This window comes from Methylobacterium segetis (assembly GCF_004348265.1).
GTDB lineage: Bacteria > Pseudomonadota > Alphaproteobacteria > Rhizobiales > Beijerinckiaceae > Methylobacterium > Methylobacterium segetis.
In genome coordinates this window covers 1-18,107 of the sequence record NZ_SMNT01000051.1, presented here as the reverse complement: position 1 = coordinate 18,107, position 18,107 = coordinate 1, and the positions used below count along the sequence as shown (strand labels likewise).

Here is an 18,107-nt window from a genome sequence, read left to right as displayed (position 1 = left end):
GAGGCTCTCCGCAGGGTCGCTCACCCCGCTCACGGCGACGACCGCTGGCGGCGCTGGCGGCGGCCGGGCTCGGCCGGCGGCGCCTCGCCCGCGGCGGCGCCGTTCCCGGGGGCCTTGCCCTCCGCATTCGCCTCGCCGGCCGCAGGCCCGCCCGTGATGCGCACGCTGGCGCCGTCGCGCAGGCGGTCGGTGCCATCGACGACGACCCGGTCGCCGACGGCGAGCCCCTCGGTCACCACCGTGCGTGGCCCGTCGCTCTCGCCGATCTTGACCGGCCGCACCACCACCTTGTCGTTCCCCTCCATCAGGTAGACGTAGGTGCCGGGCGTGCCCCGCAGGATCGCGCCGGTGGGCACGATCGGTGCGTCGCGCACGGTGTCGACCGTGAGCTTGGCGTTGACGAACTGGTTCGGGAACAGGGCCTCGTCGTCGTTCTGGAACAGGGCGCGCAGCTTCACCGTGCCCGTCGTCGTGTCGATCTGGTTGTCGACCGTGTCGAGGGTGCCGGTGGCGATCTCGTGGGCGTCGCCCCGGTCGTAGGCCCGCACGGCCAGCTTCGCGCCCGAGCGCACCCGCCGCATCACCCGCGCCACGTCGTCCTCGGGCAGGGTGAAGACCACCGAGATCGGGTGCAGCTGCGTGACGACGACGATCGCCGTGTTGGCGGCCGTGATGTAGTTGCCCTGGTCCACCTGCCGCAGGCCGACCCGCCCGTCGACCGGCGAGGTGATGCGCGTGTAGGCGATGTTGAGCTTCTGCTGGTCGACGAGGGCTTGGTCGGCCGCGACCGTGCCCTCGTTCTGCTTCACGAGGGCGCCCTGCGTGTCCACGTTCTGCTTCGAGATCGAATCCTGCTGCGCCAGGCGCTGGAAGCGGGCGAGGTCGAGCTTCGAGTTCTGCAGGAGGGCCTGATCGCGGGCGAGCTGGCCCTGATACTGCGCCAGCAGCGCCTCGTAGGGGCGGGAATCGACCTGGGCGAGGAAATCGCCCTTCTTCACCATCTGGCCCTCGCGGTAGCCGATCTCGGTCAGGTAGCCGCTGATCTGCGAGCGCACGGTGACGGTGGCGAGCGGCGTCACGGTGCCGAGCCCCTGGAGCACCACGGGCATGTCGCCCTTCGTGACGGAGACGATGCCGACCGCCTGCGGCTGGTCGTGCCCGCGCCCGCCGCGGCCCGGGCCGCCCTTGCCCCGCCCCGCGCCGGGCTCGCCCGCGACGTCGGTCCGGGACTGGTCGTACCAGCGATGCGCGACCGCGCCCGCTCCGCCCAGGACGAGCAGCACCAGGAGCCAGCGGACGAGGCGGCTGCGGCGCCGGATGCGCGCGGGCGCTGCGGGATATTCGCGTGCCGTCTCCGTGCGGATGGGTGAGCTCTCGTTCATGCCCTGCGTGCTTGCTGCTGCGGTCTCCGGCCCCGTCCGCGGGCCGGCCTCGTCTCTGGCCTCTTCCCCGGCCGGGGTCGAGGGCGACGCCCCCTCGGTCTCGCGCTCTCCCGCTAGACGTCGTCGCGAACCATGAAGTGTACAGGATTTCGGCAGATGTTCCGGTGGGCCACGTCCCTATGTCGCACGGCCCCGGCGCGCGCGGCCGCACCCGGCCGGAATCCGTGCCCGGCCAATGTGCCACGAGTACGGCGCGCAGGTTTCCGGCGTATTGCTGGAAAGCCCTGCGCCCACAGGCGCTCCCGACCCGGGACGGGTCCTGCGCTCGGGTCAGGCGGTGCGGAGAGGGAGGTCGGCCGGGGCCGGGCGCGCATTCGGCGGCCCGCGAGGCGGAGGGGCGCCCGCGGAGCCGCACGAAGCGGACCGCCAAGGTCTTGGCGGCTCGATCCACGACCGGAGCGGTGCACCGCGTGTCCGAAACGAGGGGGCGGAGTTTCGTCCCCGCGATAACCGCTCCAGCCGTGTGCCCAAGAGGTACCTCACGGCTGATGATTGTCAATAATCGTCAGCTGCCAAAGGCTCCCGACCGGGGGATCCGCGGCCGGCGACGTGCCGTTGCGCACGTTTCGCCGCGGCTCGCGCCCATGCTAGAGCAGCCGCAACCGGGCGCCCGGAAGCCGATGCGCCCGACCTCCGACCGGGATGGCATGAACCCCGTCTTCGCCGATCTTCCGACCTCCGTCTTCGAGACGATGTCCCGTCTCGCCCGCGAGCACGGGGCGATCAATCTCGGGCAGGGGTTCCCCGACGATCCCGGCCCGGCCGACATCCGCGAGCGGGGGGCACGGGCCCTGGTCGACGGGTTCAACCAATATCCGCCGATGATGGGGCTGCCTGCCCTCCGCGAGGCCGTCGCGGCCCATTACGCCCGCCACCAGGGGCTCGACCTCGATCCCGCCACTGAGGTGATGGTGACCTCGGGCGCCACCGAGGCGCTGGCCGGCGCGCTGCTGGCGCTGATCGAGCCCGGCGACGAGGTGGTGCTGTTCGCCCCCCTCTACGACGCCTACCTCCCGCTCGTGCGCCGGGCCGGCGGCGTGCCCCGCATCGTGACGCTGCGCCCGCCCGCCTTCGGGCTCGACGCGGATGCGCTCGCCGCGGCCTTCGGCCCCCGGACCAAGGCCGTGCTCCTCAACAACCCGCTCAACCCGAGCGCCACGATGTTCTCCCGCGCGGATCTCGAGCTCCTCGCGGGCTTCTGCCGGCGCCACGACGCGGTCGCGATCTGCGACGAGGTCTGGGAGCACGTCGTCTTCGACGGGCGCGCGCACATCCCTCTCATCGGTCTTCCCGGCATGCGGGAGCGGACGGTGAAGATCGGCTCGGCGGGCAAGATCTTCAGCCTGACGGGCTGGAAGGTGGGCTTCGTGATGGCGGCCCCGCCGCTGATGCGGGTGCTCGCCAAGGCGCACCAGTACCTCACCTTCACGACGCCGCCGAACCTGCAGGAGGCGGTGGCCTACGGCCTCGCCAAGGACGAGGCCTACTTCACCGGCATGCGCCGGGACTTCGCCCGCTCGCGCGACCGCCTCGCGGACGGATTGGGGAGCCTCGGCCTCACCGTGCTCCCGAGCGCGGCGACCTACTTCCTCAACGTCGACGTGGCGCCCCTCGGAATCGCCGACGACGTGGCCTTCTGCGAGACCCTGGTGCGCCGGCACGGGGTCGCCTCCATTCCCGTGAGCGCCTTCTACGCGGAGGATCCCGTGCGCAACCTCGTGCGCCTGTGCTTCGCCAAGAGCGACGCGACGATCGACGCGGCCCTCGAGCGCCTGGGCCGGCTCGCCCGGAGGGCGGCGTGAGGGGGTCTGCCGGAGGTCCCGCGAGCGATCGCGCGGGCGCGCGCCTCGTGCATCTTGCCGTGCGCCTCGCCGTGCGTCTTGCCGTGCGTCTTGCCGTGCGTCTTGCCGCGGCCGGGGAGCGGGGCCACATCAGCCCCCATGAGCACCTCCGAGATGCCCAACTCCGAGCCCTTTCGCGCCTTCCCGCGGGACTCCGCGACGGCCTTCGGCCAGAGCCCCGGCGCCAGCCCGCCCTTCCGCTTCACGGACACGAGCCGGGAGGCGAGCCTCGCACGCCTGGAGAAGCTGGCCTACCTCCTCGATTCCGCCTTCCTGATCCCCGGCCTCAACCGGCGCGTCGGGCTCGAGGCCGTGATCGGGCTCGTGCCGGTGATCGGCGACATCGCGGGCGTGGCGCTCTCCTCCTACATCCTCTACGAGGCCAAGCGCCTCGGGGTGCCGCGCTGGGTGCTGGCCCGGATGGCGCTGAACGTCGCCTTCGACGGCGCGGTGGGCGTGGTGCCGCTGGCGGGCGACCTGTTCGACGCGGCCTTCAAGGCCAACCGCCGCAACGTGCGCCTGCTGCGCAAGCACCTGGAGCGCAGCGGCGCCGTGCGCCCGAACGAGATCGACGGAACGGCGACGCGCCTCGACTGATGCGGGCCGCATGGCCCCGGGAGATCGGCCGGTGAACGAGCTCGCCCCTCCCCCGACCGGCGCGGCCGTCGCGCCCCCCGTTCCCGGGGCTCAACCGATCGTCGCCATGCCGGTCGCGCGGCGCGGCCTCTCGCCCCTGAACCGGCGGCGGCTCGCCAATTTCCGGCGCAACCGCCTCGGCTTCTGGTCCTTCGCGATCTTCCTCGGATTGTTCGTCGCCAGCCTGTTCGCGGAGGTCATCGCCAACGACAAGCCGATCGTCGTCTCCTACAAGGGCGAGATCCTGTTTCCCGTCCTGATCGACTATCCGGACGAGAAATTCGGCGGCTTCCTCGCGCGGACCGACTACCGCTCGCAGGAGACCCGCAAGGAGATCGCCGAGAACGGCTGGGCGGTCTGGCCGCCGATCCCGTATTCCTACGACACGATCCTCACCGGCCTGCCGACCCCCTCCCCCTCGCCCCCCACCTGGATGCTCACGGACGAGCAGTGCCGGCCGGTGGCCGAGAAGACCGGCGGCACGGGCTGCCGGGACATCGAGTGGCACTGGCTCGGGACCGACAACACCACGCGCGACGTGCTGGCGCGGATCATCTACGGCTTCCGGATCTCGGTGCTGTTCGGGCTGATCCTCGCCCTGATCTCGTCGGTGATCGGCGTGGTGGCGGGCGCGGTGCAGGGCTATTTCGGCGGCTGGGTCGATCTCGCCTTCCAGCGCTTCATCGAGGTCTGGAGCGGCATCCCGACCCTCTACCTCATCATCATCATCTCGGCCTTCATCGCGCCGGGCTTCTTCGTGCTGCTCGGCATCCTGCTGCTGTTCTCCTGGGTGGCGCTCGTCGGCGTGGTCCGGGCCGAGTTCCTGCGCGCGCGCAATTTCGAGTATGTGCGGGCGGCCCGCGCGCTCGGCCTCTCGAACCTGCGCATCATGGCCGTGCACCTCCTGCCGAACGCCATGGTGGCGACGCTGACCTTCTTGCCGTTCATCCTGAACGGCTCGATCACGACGCTGACCTCGCTCGACTTCCTCGGCTTCGGCCTGCCGCCGGGCTCACCCTCCCTCGGGGAGCTGCTCGCCCAGGGCAAGGACAACATTCAGGCGCCCTGGCTCGGGCTCACGGGCTTTGCCGTGGTCGCGACGATGCTGAGCCTGCTGATCTTCGCCGGCGAGGCGGTGCGCGACGCCTTCGACCCGCGCAAGACCTTCTCGTGAGGGCGCTCTGACCGATCCCGGCCGTGCCGCGGGGCGAGCCGCGGCACGGGCAGGCGTCGCGGATCCTCAGCGGCCGCTGCCGCCGCCGCCGCCGGCGCTGTTCGAGGTGGGCTTGTTGTTCTCCTCCGCATTGCCGGAGGCGGCCGACGAGCTGTTCGGGTCGCGGCCCTGCGACAGGGCGGGCGTTGCCAGAACCGGCGCGGCGACGAGCAGGGCGAGCACGCCCGCTGCGATGGACTTCCTCATGGGCACTTCCTCGTGGCGCCCCGGCCCGCGCGAACGCGCAGGACCCGTTGCAGGGCGCGCCAACACAACCGATGATTTAATTCTTGGTTGCGTTCGCACCATCGGGGCGGCGCGACGGCGGGCGGCGTGCCATCAAGCGTGAAGGCGGCCTCGAAGGCATCCCTGTCCGTGTCGGCCCGAACCGTGCCCCGGGTGAGGGCCGCGCCGTCCTCCGCGACGACGGAGAAGCCGTCCCGGCCGTTCCCCTCGATCGTGTCGAGGAGCCTGTCGAGGCTCCCTCAGAACCGCATCGTCCCCTGCGCGATCCGCGCGAAGGCCGCGGCGTCGAGGGGGCGGTAGGCGCCCGCTTCCGCGATCAGGAGCGGGTCGGGGACCTGCGCCGGGTCGAACCCTTCGGCCGCGAGCACCGCCTTCTTCTGCTTGAAGGTCTCGGTCAGCCCGATCTCGGGGCACAGCCGCAGGACGAGAGGGCGGGCATAGGCAGGCAGCCGCTCCGCGAGCTCGGCGTGGAGGCGCGCCCCGTCGAAGCCCGGCTCGACGGTCAGCGCCGCCATGCCGGCGCGGCCCTCCGCCCCCGGCACCGCGACCCCGTAGACCATCGCCTCGCGCACGCCGGTGCAGGCGCACAGGGCCTCGGCCACCTCGGTGGTGGCGACGTTCTCGCCCTTCCAGCGGAAGGTGTCGCCGATCCGGTCGACGAAGTGGAAGAAGCCCTGCGCGTCCTGACGCATCAGGTCGCCCGTGCGCATCCAGGCGTCGCCCGGCTTCAGCACGTTGCGCAGCACCTTGCGCGCGCTCTCCGCGGCGCTCGTGTAGCCCTCGAACCGGTGCTCGGCCCTGCCCGAGAGGCGGCCGAGCAACTCCCCGGTCTCGCCGCGGGCGCAGGGCACGCAGAAGCCGTCCGCGTCGCGGACGGGCGCGCCGGCCTCGACATCGTGGCGCACGAGGAGGGCCGGCGAGCGGTGAGCCATGAAGCTCGGCACGCGGCCGACCGCCCCGACCCGGCCCTCGACGTTGTAGAGCGAGACCGTGCCCTCCGTCGCGGCGTAGAATTCCAGGATGCGGGGGATCGCGAAGCGGGTCTCGAACCGCTCCCAGACGTCGGGGCGCAGGCCGTTGCCGGCGCAGAGGCGCAAGGCATGCGCCCGCTCCAGCGGGTGCTCGGGGGCGAGCGTCAGGTAGCGGCAGAGCTCGCCGATATACTGGAACAGGGTGCAGCCCTCGCCGACCACGTCGTCCCAGAAGCGGCGGGCCGAGAACTTCTCCCGGATCACGACCGAGCCGCCGCCGAGGAGCACGCTGCCCGTCGCCACCACGCCGCCGACGCTGTGGTAGAGCGGCAGGCAATTGTAGGTCCGGTCCTCCGGCGTCGGCTCGATCAGCCCGGCGAACCAGTGCGTCCACATCATGATGCGGTGGTGGCTCACGCGGGCCGCCTTCGGCAGGCCGGTGGTGCCCGAGGTGTAGATGAGGAGCGCCTCGTCGGAGAGGCCGACCTCCGGACCCTCGCCCGCCCCGAGCGGCTCGCCCGAAGATTCGGCCGCCGCCTCGTCGACGCGCTGGAAGTCGGCGCCCGCCCCGTGCCACCACACGGCGGGACGCCGCGCGAGCTGCCCCTGGACGCCCGCGAGCAAGTCGGCGAGGCCGGCCTCCACGATCAGGCAGCGGGGCGCGGCGACGTCGATGCAATGGGCGAGGCCCGCGCCGCGCAGGTTCGTGTTGAGGAGCGCGACCCGCACGCCGACCCGGGTCAGCCCGAGCCAGAGGGCGAGGTAGTCCGGCCTGTTGCGCATCAGCAGGCCGACCGTGTCACCCTTGGCGAGGCCCTCGGCCAGCGCCCAGCGGGCGTAGCGGTTCTGGCGGGCGGCGAGTTCCGCGTGGCTGATCCGCTCGTCCTCGCCGATCAGGGCAGGCCGCTCGCCGTGCAAGGCGGCGAGGTCGTCGATGACCCGCGGGAAGGTGCGCTCGGGTCGGGCGTCGATGCGCGCCGTGCGCTCGAGGGCGCCGATCCAGCCGAAGGTGGAAGAGCGCTTCGCGGGGACGGGAGGGGAGGAGAGCATGGGAAGGCCGTGCGGGATCGTGTTCGGTGGCGGCAGGGAGCGTGCGGCCGGGAGCGCACGGCAGGGAGCTCACGGATCGCCTCTCGCGGACGGGAGAGGCCGGTTTCGCGGCACGCGCACCGGGTGAGGGGTGCGACCTGTCCGGAGAGGTCTCGTCCCTCACCCCCATCCTGTCCCGGACGAGAATGGGGGCGCGGGACGAGGATCGGGAGCGGTGAGGCCGCCTGACGGGATCGCGGATGATGCCGGGGCTGGCTCCGCCGCCCGCGAGACCCGCCGCGCCACCTCGCCGAGCCAGGCCCGGAACAGGCGGACGGCCTCGGCCTGCCACGCGGCCTGGAGGGGCGGGGCCGGATCGATGGCGGGATAGGCCTCGAAGCGGCTACCCCGGGCGGAGGCGAAGGCGGCGAGCCGCGCGGCCGGCTCCGGGGCGAAGTAGTGGGCGGGCAGGACCGGCGCGGCCGGCCGCTCGCCGGAGAGGAAGCGGCCGACATCCCGGCGATATTCCCGGGCGAGGCTGTCGCCGTCGTATTCGGGATGGCCCTGGAGGAAGACGAGGAGGCTCGCGCCCTCGCGCACGAACAGGTCGACCCCGACCTCCTCCGAGCGGCGCAGCACGGTGTAGCCGGCGCGCGCGAGATCCGGTTCGGGCAGGTCGTTCCAGCGGGAATGGGGTACGGGAACGACGCGGGCCGCGCCCGCGAGCAGCGGGTGGCGCGCGGCCGCCGCGCAGGCATAGAGGCCCGAATGCTTGGCGTTGAGCGGGCGCCGCTCGATGCCGTCGAGGTGCAGCACCGCGGCGTGGGCGGCGAGGCACGAGAACAGGGTCGAGACGGTGTTCGTCGCGGCCCAGTCCACGATCCCCGCGAAGGCCGGGTAGTAGGGCTCGTCCGAGAGGCGGGCGGCCCGCGGCTCGCAGCCCGTGACGACGAGGGCGTCGAGGCCCGCATGGGCGAGCGCCGTATGGGGCGCGTAGGCCGCGTCGAGATGGGCCAGAGCCTGCGGGCCGCGCTCCAGCCCGGCCAGCGAGAACAGGCGCAGATCGACCGGGACGCCCGCAGCCTCGATCAGCCGGCGGAACTGGCGCTCCGTCGCGACGAGGGCGGCGTCCGGCATGTTGTTGAGGAGGCCGACGCTCAGGCGCGGCGGGAGCGCGGCCGCCCGTACACCCGGGGGTTCGGGCGGCCGCGCGATCGGGTCGCCTCTCCCCTCACCCTGCGGCACCTCCAGCATGTCGGTCTCCCAAGGCGTGCGACGTCAGGCGGCGAGCGCGGCGGGCCGGGCGGCCGCCAGCGCCTGCTCCAGGTCGGCGACGATGTCGTCGCTGTGCTCGATGCCGACGCTGATCCGGATCATCTCGGGGAAGACCCCGGCGCTGCGCTGCTCGTCGGCCTTCATCTGCCGGTGCGTGGTGGAGGCCGGGTGGCAGGCGAGCGACTTCGCGTCGCCGATATTGACGAGGCGCTTCACCAGCTTCAGCGCGTCGTAGAAGGTCTTGCCCGCCTCGAAGCCGCCCTTCACCCCGAAGGTGAGGAGGGAGGAGCCCTGACCACCGAGATACTTGCGCGCCATGGCGTGGTGCGGGCTGTCGGGAAAGCCGGCGTAATTGACCCAGGCCACGTCCGGATGGGCCCGCAGGAATTCGGCGACCCGGCGACCGTTCTCCACGTGCCGCTCGACGCGCAGGGCCACCGTCTCGATGCCCTGGAGGAGGAGGAAGGCGCTCAGAGCCGGCAGCACCGCGCCGGTGGTGCGCTGGTAGACGCTGCGCGCGCGGGCGACGAAGGCGCCGGGGCCGAAATGCTCGGCGTAGACGAGCCCGTGATAGGAGGCGTCCGGCGTGCAGAACATCGGGAAGCGCGCGGCATGCGCCATCCAGTCGAAGCGCCCGGCCTCGACGATGATGCCGCCGAGCGTCGTGCCGTGGCCGCCCATGAACTTGGTGAGCGAGGCGATGACGATGTCGGCCCCGTGCTCGATCGGGCGCAGCAGGATCGGCGTCGCCACCGTGTTGTCGACGATGAGCGGCACGCCGTGGGCGTGGGCGACGCGGGCGAGCGCCTCGATGTCGCAGATGTTGCCGGCCGGGTTGCCGATCGACTCGCAATAGACCGCGCGCGTCTCGGCATCGATGAGGGCCTCGATGTCCTCCGCCCGGTCGCTCGCGGCGAAGCGCGTCGTGATGCCCTGGCGGGGCAGCACGTGGGCGAGCAGGGTGTGGGTGGTGCCGTAGAGCTGGGGCACCGAGACGATGTTGCCGCCATGGTCGGCCAGCGTCGCGATGGCGTAGTGGAGCGCGGCCTGGCCCGTGGCGACGGCGAGCGCGGCATGGCCGCCCTCGAGCGCGGCCACCCGCTGCTCCAGCACCGAGACGGTCGGATTCGCGATGCGGCTGTAGCGGAAGCCCTCCTCCTCCAGGTTGAAGAGGGCGGCGCCGTGATCCGCGCTGTCGAAGGCGTAGGCCACGCTCTGGTAGATCGGCACCGCGACCGCGTGCGTGGTCGGATCGTGCTCGAAGCCGGCGTGGACGGCGATCGTCTCGCTGCGCATGGAAGGTCCGTCGTGAGAGGCGCGGGGGGCGCGGCCTGCACCGCGAGAGGCGCAAGCCCTGCGCCAAGCCTTGCTGTTCCGCGACGGTACGATTGCTGAAGATCGATGGTTAAGCTTCCGCACTCCGGCGAATGCGGTAAATCATCCGCGAAGACCTGATCTCGCGCGCCGTCTGCTCTCGAAGTTTGGAGGACCCGTGTCGCCCGAGGGGAGCGCGTTGCCCGAGCCCTTCCCCATCGTCCGGATCCTCCGCGAGGATACCCTGTGCCGGCGCGGCACGAAACCGTCCCGTCATTGGATCAGGTCGCCGCCATCTTCAGTACAGCGCAGTTCTTCTCGGACCTACCACCGTCGACGCCAATTAATCATGTCTTCATCTCAGGTCTTGCCCGCAGCGATGACCTGCCGCTTATAGGGGGTTACGGCCTCGGCCCCTGTGCCGACGACCCGAGACAGGGAGCCCCCCGTGCCGACGATCCCGATGATCCCCTCCGTCACCACGGTGGAGCTCAAGCCCGCGCCGATCGAGCCGAGCTGGATCCGCGAGGGCCGGCCGGTGGCGCGCAACGCCACGCTCTCGCGAAGCGCCGACGGCATGGCGAGCACCCTGGTCTGGGACTGCACGGCCGGGACGTTCGACTGGTTCTACGACATCGACGAGACGATCTACTTCCTCGAAGGCTCGGCGACGATCAGCGACGGGCACGCCCCGCCGAAGACCTTCCGGGCGGGCGACGTGCTGTTCCTGCCCCGGGGCGCCGTCTGCCGCTGGCAGGTGGAGACTTACGTCCGCAAGGTCGCCTTCTGCCGGCGCGTGCAGCCGAGGAGCGTCACGCTCGCGATCCGCGTGCTGGGCCGCCTCAAGCGGATCCTCGGCCGCACGCCCGCACCGAAGACCTCCGGCTTCCTCGAAGCCGCCTGAGCCTTCCCCCGCGACCGTCCCGGAGGCGGCCCCATGACCCATGCCTCGCCCGATGCGACCTGGACCTTCTTCGAGGGCGCCTGGCACCCCGGCAACGTGCGGATGATGGGGCCGCGCACCCACGGCGCGTGGCTCGGATCGACGGTGTTCGACGGGGCCCGGGCCTTCGAGGGCGTGGCGCCGGACCTCGACCGCCACATCGCCCGGGTCAACCGCTCGGCCGTGGCGCTCGGCCTCAAGCCGAAGGTCGCCGAGGGGGAATGGCTGGAGCTGGTGCAGGAGGGCCTCAGGCGCTTCCCCCACGATGCCGAGCTCTACATCCGCCCGATGTACTGGGCGGAGGACGGGTTCGCAGGCGGCGTGCGCTTCGATCCCGACTCCACCAACTGGTGCCTCAGCCTCTACCACGCGCCGATGCCGCTGCCCTCGGGGGTCCGCGCGACGCTCTCGCCCTTCCGGCGGCCCTCGATCGAGACGGCACCGGTCGACGCCAAGGCCGGCTGCCTCTACCCGAACGGGACGCGGGCCCTGATCGAGGCGCACGGCCGGGGCTTCGGCAATTGCCTGATGCGGGACGGGCTCGGCAACGTCGCCGAGTTCGCCAATGCCAATGCCTTCCTCGCCCGGGACGGGGTGGTGTTCACGCCCGTGCCGAACGGGTCGTTCCTCGCCGGCATCACCCGGGCGCGGGTGATCGGCCTCCTGCGCGAGGCCGGCGTCACGGTCGTCGAGGCGACCCTGTCCTACGAGGATTTCCTCAAGGCGGACGAGGTGTTCACGGCCGGCAATTTCGCCAAGCTCGCCCCCATCACCGCCCTCGACGAGGCCCGTTTCGAGCCGGGCCCGATCTTTCGCAAGGCGCGCCAGCTCTACTGGGATTTCGCGCACGGGTGAGGCGGGCCCTCACCGCGCCCGCAGCGCCTGCTCCCGGATCGCCGTCAGCGTCGTGCCGGGCGCGATGGCGTCCTTGTCGATCTTCAGGTGGATGATCGAGGGCTGGCCCGAGGCGCGGGCGGCCTCCAGCGCGGCGGGGAAATCCCCGGTCGCCTGCACCGTGACGCCGAAGCCGCCGAAGGCGCGGGCATAGGCCGCGAAGTCGGGGTTGCGCAGGTCGGTGGCCGAGACCCGGCCCGGGAAGTCCCGCTCCTGGTGCATCCGGATGGTCCCGTAGCTGCCATTGTCGACGACGAGGCAGATCACGGGCAGGTTGTATTGGACGGCGGTCGCGAATTCCTGTGCGCTCATCAGAACGTCCCCGTCGCCGTTGATCGCGATCACGGTGCGGGCGGGGTGCAGGATCTGCATCGCGACCGCCGCCGGCAGGCCGTAACCCATTGATCCGGAAGTGGGAGCGATGTGCGTGCCGGGCTGCCGGAAGCGGTAGAACCGGTGAATCCAGGCCGCATAATTGCCCGCGCCGTTGCAGAGGATCGCGTCACTCGGCAGCGTGTCGCGCAGATGCACCATCACGGCACCGAGATTGACGCTACCGGGCTGGGGCGTCGGCACCTCGCTCCAGGCGAGATACTCGGCGTGGGCGGCCTGGGTCTCGCCGGCCCAGGGGGTGCGGGCGGGGGCTTCGAGCCGCGCCAGGGCAGCGGCCGTGCGGGTGGGCGAGGCGTTGACGGCCAGATGCGGCACGTAGACCCGGCCGATCTCCTCCGCCCCCGGATGGATGTGGACGAGGCGGGTCTGCGGCCCCGGGATGTCGAGGAGGGCGTAGCCCTGGCTCGGCACTTCGCCGAGGCGACCGCCGAGCACGATCAGGAGGTCGGCCGCCCGCACCCGTGCGGCGAGCTTCGGGTTCGCGGCGAGGCCGAGATCGCCGGCATAGGACGGGTGGAGCGGGTCGAACAGGGGCAGGCGCCGGTAGCTCGTGGCGACGGGCAGCCGGAACCGCTCCGCGAAGGTGCGGATGTCCGTGCAGGCCGCCTCCGTCCAGCGGCTGCCCCCGAGGAGGAGGAGGGGCCGCTCGGCCTGCGCGAGCAGTTCGGCGAGGCGCGCCATCTCGTCGGCCCCCGGCGCGGCCTCGACCGGCTGCCAGGCGGGGGCGAGCGGGCCGGGGCAGGGCTCCTTCAGCATGTCCTTCGGCAGGGCGAGCACGACCGGGCCCGGCCGGCCCGAGGTGGCGGCGTGGAAGGCGCGGGAGACGTATTCGGGCACGCGCGCGCCCTGGTCGATCTCGGCGGCCCATTTGGCGAGCGGCCCGAAGGCCGCGCGGTAATCGACCTCCTGCCACGCGTCGCGGTCGCGGTAGCCCCGCTCGATCTGGCCGACGAACAGGATCATCGGCGAGGAATCCTGCTGGGCGATGTGGATGCCGGCCGAGGCGTTGGTGGCGCCCGGCCCCCGCGTCACGAAGCAGATGCCGGGCCGGCCCGTCGCCTTGCCGTGCGCCTCCGCCATCATGGCGGCCGCCCCCTCCTGGCGGCAGACGGTGACGGCGATGTCGGCGTCGTAGAGCGCGTCGAGGACGGGCAGGAAGCTCTCGCCCGGCACCGTGAAGACGTGGCGCACGCCGTTCGCCTGAAGCTGCGCGACGAGGGCCTGGGCGGCGCTGCGGGCTTCGATCGTCATGGGGCTCCGGTCTCCGCCGCGCGGACGTCCCGCCGGGGGACGCCGGAATCCTAGTCCCGAAACGTTAGCGGGACGTCTCGCCCCCCTCGTCGCGCAGCGCCACGCCCTCGAACAGGTGGCGGCCGAGCGGGTCCATGCGGAAGCCGACGACGCTCCGGCGGAGCGCCATGTGCACGACGGTGTGGGCGAGCGGCACCCAGGGCGCCTCCCGCCGGAAGATCCCCTGCGCGTGCCGGTAGAGCGCCGTGCGGGCGGCGACATCGCCCGTGCGGCGGGCCGCCTGGATGGCGGAATCGTAGTCCGCCTCGCACCAGCGGGCGAGGTTGGCGCCGCCGGGCTCGGCCGCCTTGCAGCCGAGCAGCACGTTGAGGAAATTGTCCGGGTCGCCGTTGTCCCCGGTCCAGCCGTAGAGCATCGCCTGCGGCACGCCGCCGTAGAGGGCCGCCCGGTAGGCGCTCCAGGGCTCGGTGACGAGGCGGGCCCGCACCCCGACCCGGGCGAGGTCCGCCTGGATCATGTCGGCGACGCGCCGCCCGTCCGGATTGTAGGGCCGGCTGACCGGCGGGTACCAGAGATCCGTCTCGAACCCGTCCGCGTGGCCCGCCTCGGTCAGGAGTTGCAGCGCCTCGGCCCGGTCGAAGGGGATGTCGGCGAGCCCCGTGTCGGTGGCCCAGAGCCCCGGCGGCAGGGGTCCGCGGGCAACGATCCCTGCCGCGCCGTAGGCCGCCTCGACGATGGCGCGCCGGTCGATGGCGAGGTTCATCGCGCGCCGCACGCGCACGTCGTCGAAGGGCGGCTTGCGGGTGTTCAGCGCGAGGTAGGAGACGTTGAGCTCGGCCTTCGAGGCCAGCGTCAGGTTCGGGTCCGCCTCGATGGCGGGGAGGTCGGCGGGCGCGGGAAAGGCCATGACCTGGCACTCCCCCGCCCTCAGCTTGGCAAGGCGCACGGCCGGGTTCGGCGTGATCGAGAAGACGAGCCCGTCGACCGGCTCGAGGCCGGGCTCAGACCCCTCGGTCGATCTCCAATAGCCGGCAAACCCTTTGTAGCGCACCGTGATGTCGGGCCGGTAGCCGACGAAAGAAAACGGCCCGGTGCCGATCGGAAGCCGCTCCAGCTCGTCCGGAACGCCGTCGCGGGCGAGCGTCTCGGCGTATTCCGCGGAGTGGATCGCGGCGAAGGCCTGGGCGAGGTTGGGCAGGAAGGTCGCATCCGGCTCCTTCAGGCGGAAGCGGACCGTGCGGGCGTCGATCGCCTCCACGCCCTCCAGGAGGTCGGCGAGGCCGAGATCGCGGAAATAGGCGAAGCCGTCCTTGGCCTTGTGGAACGGGTGGTCCGGCTTCCACTGGCGCAGGACGCTGAACAGGACATCCTGCGCCTCCAGGGTCCGGCTCGGGGTGAAGCGGGCATTCGCGTGGAAGCGCACCCCGGTTCGCAGGGTGAAATCGTAGGTCCGCCCGTCCTCCGAGACGCGCCAGGATTCGGCGAGGCCGGGGCGGATCACGGTCGAGCCCGGCGTGAACTCGACGAGCGTGTTGAACATCTGCCAGACCACGTTCATCGCCGTCGTGGTGGTGACGGCGGCCGGATCGAGGGATTCCGGGTTTCCCTCCGAGCAGAAGACGAGGGTGCGGGCGGCGGCCGGGGGGCCCGCGAGGCAGGCCCCGAGCCCGAGGGCGGCCGAGAGGGAACGGGCGAGCCTCATCCGAGGGCCTTCGCGAGGGCGGGGCGCTCGCCCTCGGCCGGGGAGGCCGGGAACTCGATGCGGACGCGGGTGCCCTCCCCCGGCCGGCTCTCCAGGGTGATGCGGCCGCCGAGCTTGGCGGTGACGAGGTTGTGGACGATGTGCATGCCGAGCCCCGTGCTGCCGCGCGAGCGGGCGGTGGTGAAGAACGGATCGTAGATCCGGTCGAGATTCTCGGGCGGGATGCCGCGCCCGTCATCGGCGATCTCGAGGCGGATCGTGCCGGGCCGCAGCTCGGCGACCGTGACCGCGATGTGCCCCGGCCTCCCGGCCGCGAAGCCGTGCACGACCGCGTTGGTGACGCAGTTCGTCACCACCTGGGCGAGGGCGCCCGGATTGGTCTCGACGGTGAGCGGCGGGCAGGTGCGGGAGACGGCGTGGCCGCCCTGGCGCAGCAGGGGCATCAGGCTCGCGAGCAACTCGTCGAGCCACGCGTCGAGGGGGAAGCGGCGCTGCTCATCGCTGACGCGGTCGACGGCCACCTGCTTGAAGCCGTGCACGAGGTCGGCGGCGCGGGCGAGGTTGGTGCAGAGGAGGAGCGCCCCCTCCCGCACCCGCCCGACGTAGTGGGTGAGCCGCGAGCGGGAGAGCTGGCCCGCCGCCAGCGCCTCGTCGAAGACCCGCGTCTCGTCGCGCACGACCGTGGCGGTGGTGAGCGCGAGGCCGAGCGGCGTGTTGATCTCGTGGGCGACGCCCGCCACGAGCTGCCCGAGCGAGGCGAGCTTCTCGGCCTGGATCAGGTCGGACTGGGCCTGGCGCAGGTCGACGAGGGCGGCGTCCGCCTGGTCCTTGGCGCGGCGCAGGGCCTGCTCGCGCCGGGCGATCTCGGTGACGAAGACGTGGGTCGCCCGGGCGATGTCGCCGAGCTCGTCCCCGCGGGAGAGGCCGCTGACCTGGCCGCCGGCGGGATTGGCCGCGAGCGCGATCATGTCGCCCTGCAGCGCCCGCAGCGGCGTCGTGATGGAGCGGGCGACGGCGAGCGCGACGAGGGTGCCGATGAGGAGGCCCGCCGTCGCCCCGGCGAGCAGGATCCGGCGGATCGAGGCGCCGAAGCTCTCGGCATCGCCGATGAAGGCGTCGTTGAGGCTCTGGGCGCTGGCGCTCATGGCCGCGGCGAGGCGGTCCATCTCCGCGAGCATCTCGTTCTGCCGCTCCAGGCCGCCCACCGTGGTGGTCAGCCGCTTGCGCCAGCCCTCGACGGCGTCGACCATCTCGGCCTGGATCAGCGGCGAGATCGGCAGGGCCTCGGTCCGGGCCGAGAGCCGCTCGCCCTCCCCCAGCATGGCCCGGACCGCCGGCACGTCGCGCCGGCCGAGCGCGTCGGCCGTGCGCTGCCCGAGGCGGAGCGTAGTGACGGCGATGTTCTGGGTGGCCTGCTCGGTCTCGTTGGCCTCGACCGCGTAGGTGAGGAGCTGGGCCACCTCCTCGTGCAGGGTGCGCTGGCCGGAGGAATCGATCTTGAGCAGGCGCTCGGACCAGTCTACGAGGCCGCGGGCCGTCGACCGGTCGCGGGTGAGGCCCTCCGCGAGCGCGGCGAGCTCGTCCGCCTCGCGGCCGCGTCCTTGCGCCTGCAGCGCCTGCGCCAGGGTACGGGCCGCCTCGCGCAGGCGCTGCCCGGCGGGGGGGCCGATCGCCGCCCCGCCGGGCTCCGCGGCCTGGGCGGCCCCGGCCTCGACGGCGCCCGCCCGCACGCCGTTGATGCCCGCGATCACCTCCCGGGTGGCGCTGAGGCGGCGCACCTTCTCGGTGAGCGAGAGGACGAGGTCGGCGTTGGACGCCTGCTGGCGCAGCCGCGCCCGGTCCGCCAGCTCGACGAGGCGCCCGGCCCGGGTCGTCATCTCGCTGACGAGGGCGTCGTTCTCGCGGGTGACGCGCACGAAATCCCGCATCCGCACGACGTAGCGGGCGAGCGCCCCTTGCGCGGATTCGATGCGGGCGGTCTGGTCGGCGGTGCGGACATAGGCCTTGAGGCCGTCGAGGCCCGTTCCGGCCTCCGCCGTCAGGGCGAGGAAGCGCTCCGCATGGGCGGCGCGCTCGCTCGAGCGGGCGCCGACGTAGTCGTCGCGCACCATCCGGGCCAGCGCGAGGACGCGGTCGACCTGGCCGGCGAGCACGGCGCCGCCGCGGGCGCGCTCCTCCTGCGCGAGGAGGAGCCAGCCGGCCGCGGCGATCGCGGCGGCGATCAGGATCGGGACGCCACCGACGAGAAGTATCTTCCGCCCGACCCGCATCGATACGCCTGTCAAACCCCCTTCCCGCGCGCTGAGCGCCCTTCCCGCGGGGTGAGCGCCGCGGGAGAACCCGCACGGGGGCTCACCGCGCGGGACGCACCGGCTCTCGCGCGGGGGAGACCCGTCGGACGGACGCGCGCCAGTGTAGATCCTTCATCCGGGCGGGCAAGCTGACCCGGGGAGCGCGCGGGGCGGGAGGCGTCCGGGTCAGGGCGTGACGAGGGCTTTCGCGCAGCGGCCCCCGTCGCGGCGGGGGCGCCCGCCGCGGGCGGGCCTCGGGGCCGGATCGGGCGCGGCCGTGCCGAAGCGCGCGGCCAGCGTCGGGGCGGCGGCCGGGTGCCCCTCGGCCCCGTGCAGAACCTCCCTCAGGCGCGCGGCGGCCTCGGGATCGGCGTCGAGCAGGCTCTTCTCGAAATGGGACATGGTCTCTGTCCGGATCCTGGGCGGATCGACGGGGATGGTGCAGGATTCGCGTTGCGGACGGCCTCAGGACATCCGTCAAATTGTCCGGATCTCCGTCCTTTCGCGGACAATCCCGCGTCTCAGGGCCGTGGCCCGCCGCGCGGCTGCGGCGGGGCTCCCGCGAAGGAGATGACGCGGACGATCCGGCCGGCGCCGGCCGGGCAGGCCGAGACCGCGTAGGGCCACGCGGCCTCCCGGCACAGGGGCGCTCCGGCCGGGGCGGGC

The 18,107-nt window shown here is 72.6% G+C and carries 14 protein-coding genes; 5 read left to right on the top strand and 9 right to left on the bottom strand.

Going from position 1 to position 18,107, the window contains the following annotated elements:
- Window positions 1–29: 29 nt before the first annotated feature.
- Window positions 30–1,382: an MdtA/MuxA family multidrug efflux RND transporter periplasmic adaptor subunit gene (locus E1J50_RS14410; protein ID WP_132254530.1), complete on the bottom strand. Its 1,353-nt coding sequence runs from the start codon at window positions 1,380–1,382 to the stop codon at window positions 30–32.
- A gap of 707 nt (window positions 1,383–2,089) precedes the next feature.
- On the opposite strand from E1J50_RS14410, the gene E1J50_RS14405 reads away from it, so the two are divergent.
- From E1J50_RS14405 to E1J50_RS14395, 3 genes are all read left to right on the top strand, one after another.
- Window positions 2,090–3,244, top strand: a complete 1,155-nt coding sequence (locus E1J50_RS14405) for an aminotransferase (RefSeq protein WP_132254541.1) — start codon at window positions 2,090–2,092, stop codon at window positions 3,242–3,244.
- Window positions 3,245–3,397: 153 nt separating this feature from the next.
- Window positions 3,398–3,880 carry a DUF4112 domain-containing protein gene (locus tag E1J50_RS14400; protein WP_132254529.1) on the top strand — a complete coding sequence of 161 codons (483 nt, stop codon included), beginning with the start codon at window positions 3,398–3,400 and terminating at the stop codon, window positions 3,878–3,880.
- Between the two features lie 31 nt (window positions 3,881–3,911).
- Window positions 3,912–5,093, top strand: a complete 1,182-nt coding sequence (locus E1J50_RS14395; RefSeq protein ID WP_425374933.1) for an ABC transporter permease — start codon at window positions 3,912–3,914, stop codon at window positions 5,091–5,093.
- A gap of 66 nt (window positions 5,094–5,159) precedes the next feature.
- Here the strand turns inward: E1J50_RS14395 and E1J50_RS14390 are convergent, their stop codons facing one another.
- The 4 genes from E1J50_RS14390 to E1J50_RS14375 form a co-directional block, all read right to left on the bottom strand.
- A complete protein-coding gene (locus E1J50_RS14390) occupies window positions 5,160–5,339 on the bottom strand; it encodes a hypothetical protein (protein ID WP_132254528.1) in 180 nt (59 codons plus the stop codon).
- Window positions 5,340–5,617: 278 nt separating this feature from the next.
- Window positions 5,618–7,399, bottom strand: a complete 1,782-nt coding sequence (locus E1J50_RS14385; protein ID WP_132254527.1) for a long-chain-acyl-CoA synthetase — start codon at window positions 7,397–7,399, stop codon at window positions 5,618–5,620.
- Between the two features lie 159 nt (window positions 7,400–7,558).
- Window positions 7,559–8,632, bottom strand: coding sequence for a homoserine O-succinyltransferase MetA (gene metA / locus E1J50_RS14380; RefSeq protein WP_132254526.1), 1,074 nt, complete (start codon window positions 8,630–8,632; stop codon window positions 7,559–7,561).
- Window positions 8,633–8,656: 24 nt separating this feature from the next.
- A complete protein-coding gene (locus E1J50_RS14375; RefSeq protein WP_132254525.1) occupies window positions 8,657–9,949 on the bottom strand; it encodes an O-acetylhomoserine aminocarboxypropyltransferase/cysteine synthase family protein in 1,293 nt (430 codons plus the stop codon).
- Between the two features lie 481 nt (window positions 9,950–10,430).
- Between E1J50_RS14375 and E1J50_RS14370 the strand changes: the two genes are divergently transcribed.
- Window positions 10,431–10,871, top strand: a complete 441-nt coding sequence (locus E1J50_RS14370) for a cupin domain-containing protein (RefSeq protein WP_132254539.1) — start codon at window positions 10,431–10,433, stop codon at window positions 10,869–10,871.
- A 33-nt stretch (window positions 10,872–10,904) separates the two neighbouring features.
- On the top strand, window positions 10,905–11,765 hold the full coding sequence (locus E1J50_RS14365; RefSeq protein ID WP_132254524.1) for a branched-chain amino acid aminotransferase: 861 nt from the start codon (window positions 10,905–10,907) through the stop codon (window positions 11,763–11,765).
- A 9-nt stretch (window positions 11,766–11,774) separates the two neighbouring features.
- Here the strand turns inward: E1J50_RS14365 and E1J50_RS14360 are convergent, their stop codons facing one another.
- The 4 genes from E1J50_RS14360 to E1J50_RS14345 form a co-directional block, all read right to left on the bottom strand.
- Entirely contained in the window at window positions 11,775–13,448 is a 1,674-nt protein-coding gene (locus tag E1J50_RS14360) for a thiamine pyrophosphate-binding protein (protein WP_132254523.1), read from the bottom strand.
- 64 nt (window positions 13,449–13,512) lie between these two features.
- A complete protein-coding gene (locus tag E1J50_RS14355; protein WP_132254522.1) occupies window positions 13,513–15,150 on the bottom strand; it encodes an ABC transporter substrate-binding protein in 1,638 nt (545 codons plus the stop codon).
- Window positions 15,147–17,420, bottom strand: coding sequence for an ATP-binding protein (locus E1J50_RS14350; RefSeq protein WP_132254521.1), 2,274 nt, complete (start codon window positions 17,418–17,420; stop codon window positions 15,147–15,149). The genes E1J50_RS14355 and E1J50_RS14350 overlap by 4 nt, the downstream gene beginning before the upstream one ends.
- 207 nt (window positions 17,421–17,627) lie before the next feature.
- Window positions 17,628–17,843, bottom strand: coding sequence for a hypothetical protein (locus E1J50_RS14345; RefSeq protein ID WP_132254520.1), 216 nt, complete (start codon window positions 17,841–17,843; stop codon window positions 17,628–17,630).
- Between the last annotated feature and the right edge of the window lie 264 nt (window positions 17,844–18,107).

Bases quoted from the DNA above. Each gene is read 5' to 3' on its own strand.
- E1J50_RS14355 (WP_132254522.1), bottom strand. From the start codon at position 15,150: ATGAGGCTCGCCCGTTCCCTCTCGGCCGCCCTCGGGCTCGGGGCCTGC.
- E1J50_RS14370 (WP_132254539.1), top strand. From the start codon at position 10,431: ATGATCCCCTCCGTCACCACGGTGGAGCTCAAGCCCGCGCCGATCGAG.
- E1J50_RS14390 (WP_132254528.1), bottom strand. From the start codon at position 5,339: ATGAGGAAGTCCATCGCAGCGGGCGTGCTCGCCCTGCTCGTCGCCGCG.
- E1J50_RS14350 (WP_132254521.1), bottom strand. From the start codon at position 17,420: ATGCGGGTCGGGCGGAAGATACTTCTCGTCGGTGGCGTCCCGATCCTG.
- E1J50_RS14405 (WP_132254541.1), top strand. From the start codon at position 2,090: ATGAACCCCGTCTTCGCCGATCTTCCGACCTCCGTCTTCGAGACGATG.
- E1J50_RS14410 (WP_132254530.1), bottom strand. From the start codon at position 1,382: ATGAACGAGAGCTCACCCATCCGCACGGAGACGGCACGCGAATATCCC.
- E1J50_RS14360 (WP_132254523.1), bottom strand. From the start codon at position 13,448: ATGACGATCGAAGCCCGCAGCGCCGCCCAGGCCCTCGTCGCGCAGCTT.
- E1J50_RS14345 (WP_132254520.1), bottom strand. From the start codon at position 17,843: ATGTCCCATTTCGAGAAGAGCCTGCTCGACGCCGATCCCGAGGCCGCC.
- E1J50_RS14400 (WP_132254529.1), top strand. From the start codon at position 3,398: ATGCCCAACTCCGAGCCCTTTCGCGCCTTCCCGCGGGACTCCGCGACG.
- E1J50_RS14365 (WP_132254524.1), top strand. From the start codon at position 10,905: ATGACCCATGCCTCGCCCGATGCGACCTGGACCTTCTTCGAGGGCGCC.
- E1J50_RS14375 (WP_132254525.1), bottom strand. From the start codon at position 9,949: ATGCGCAGCGAGACGATCGCCGTCCACGCCGGCTTCGAGCACGATCCG.
- metA (WP_132254526.1), bottom strand. From the start codon at position 8,632: ATGCTGGAGGTGCCGCAGGGTGAGGGGAGAGGCGACCCGATCGCGCGG.
- E1J50_RS14385 (WP_132254527.1), bottom strand. From the start codon at position 7,399: ATGCTCTCCTCCCCTCCCGTCCCCGCGAAGCGCTCTTCCACCTTCGGC.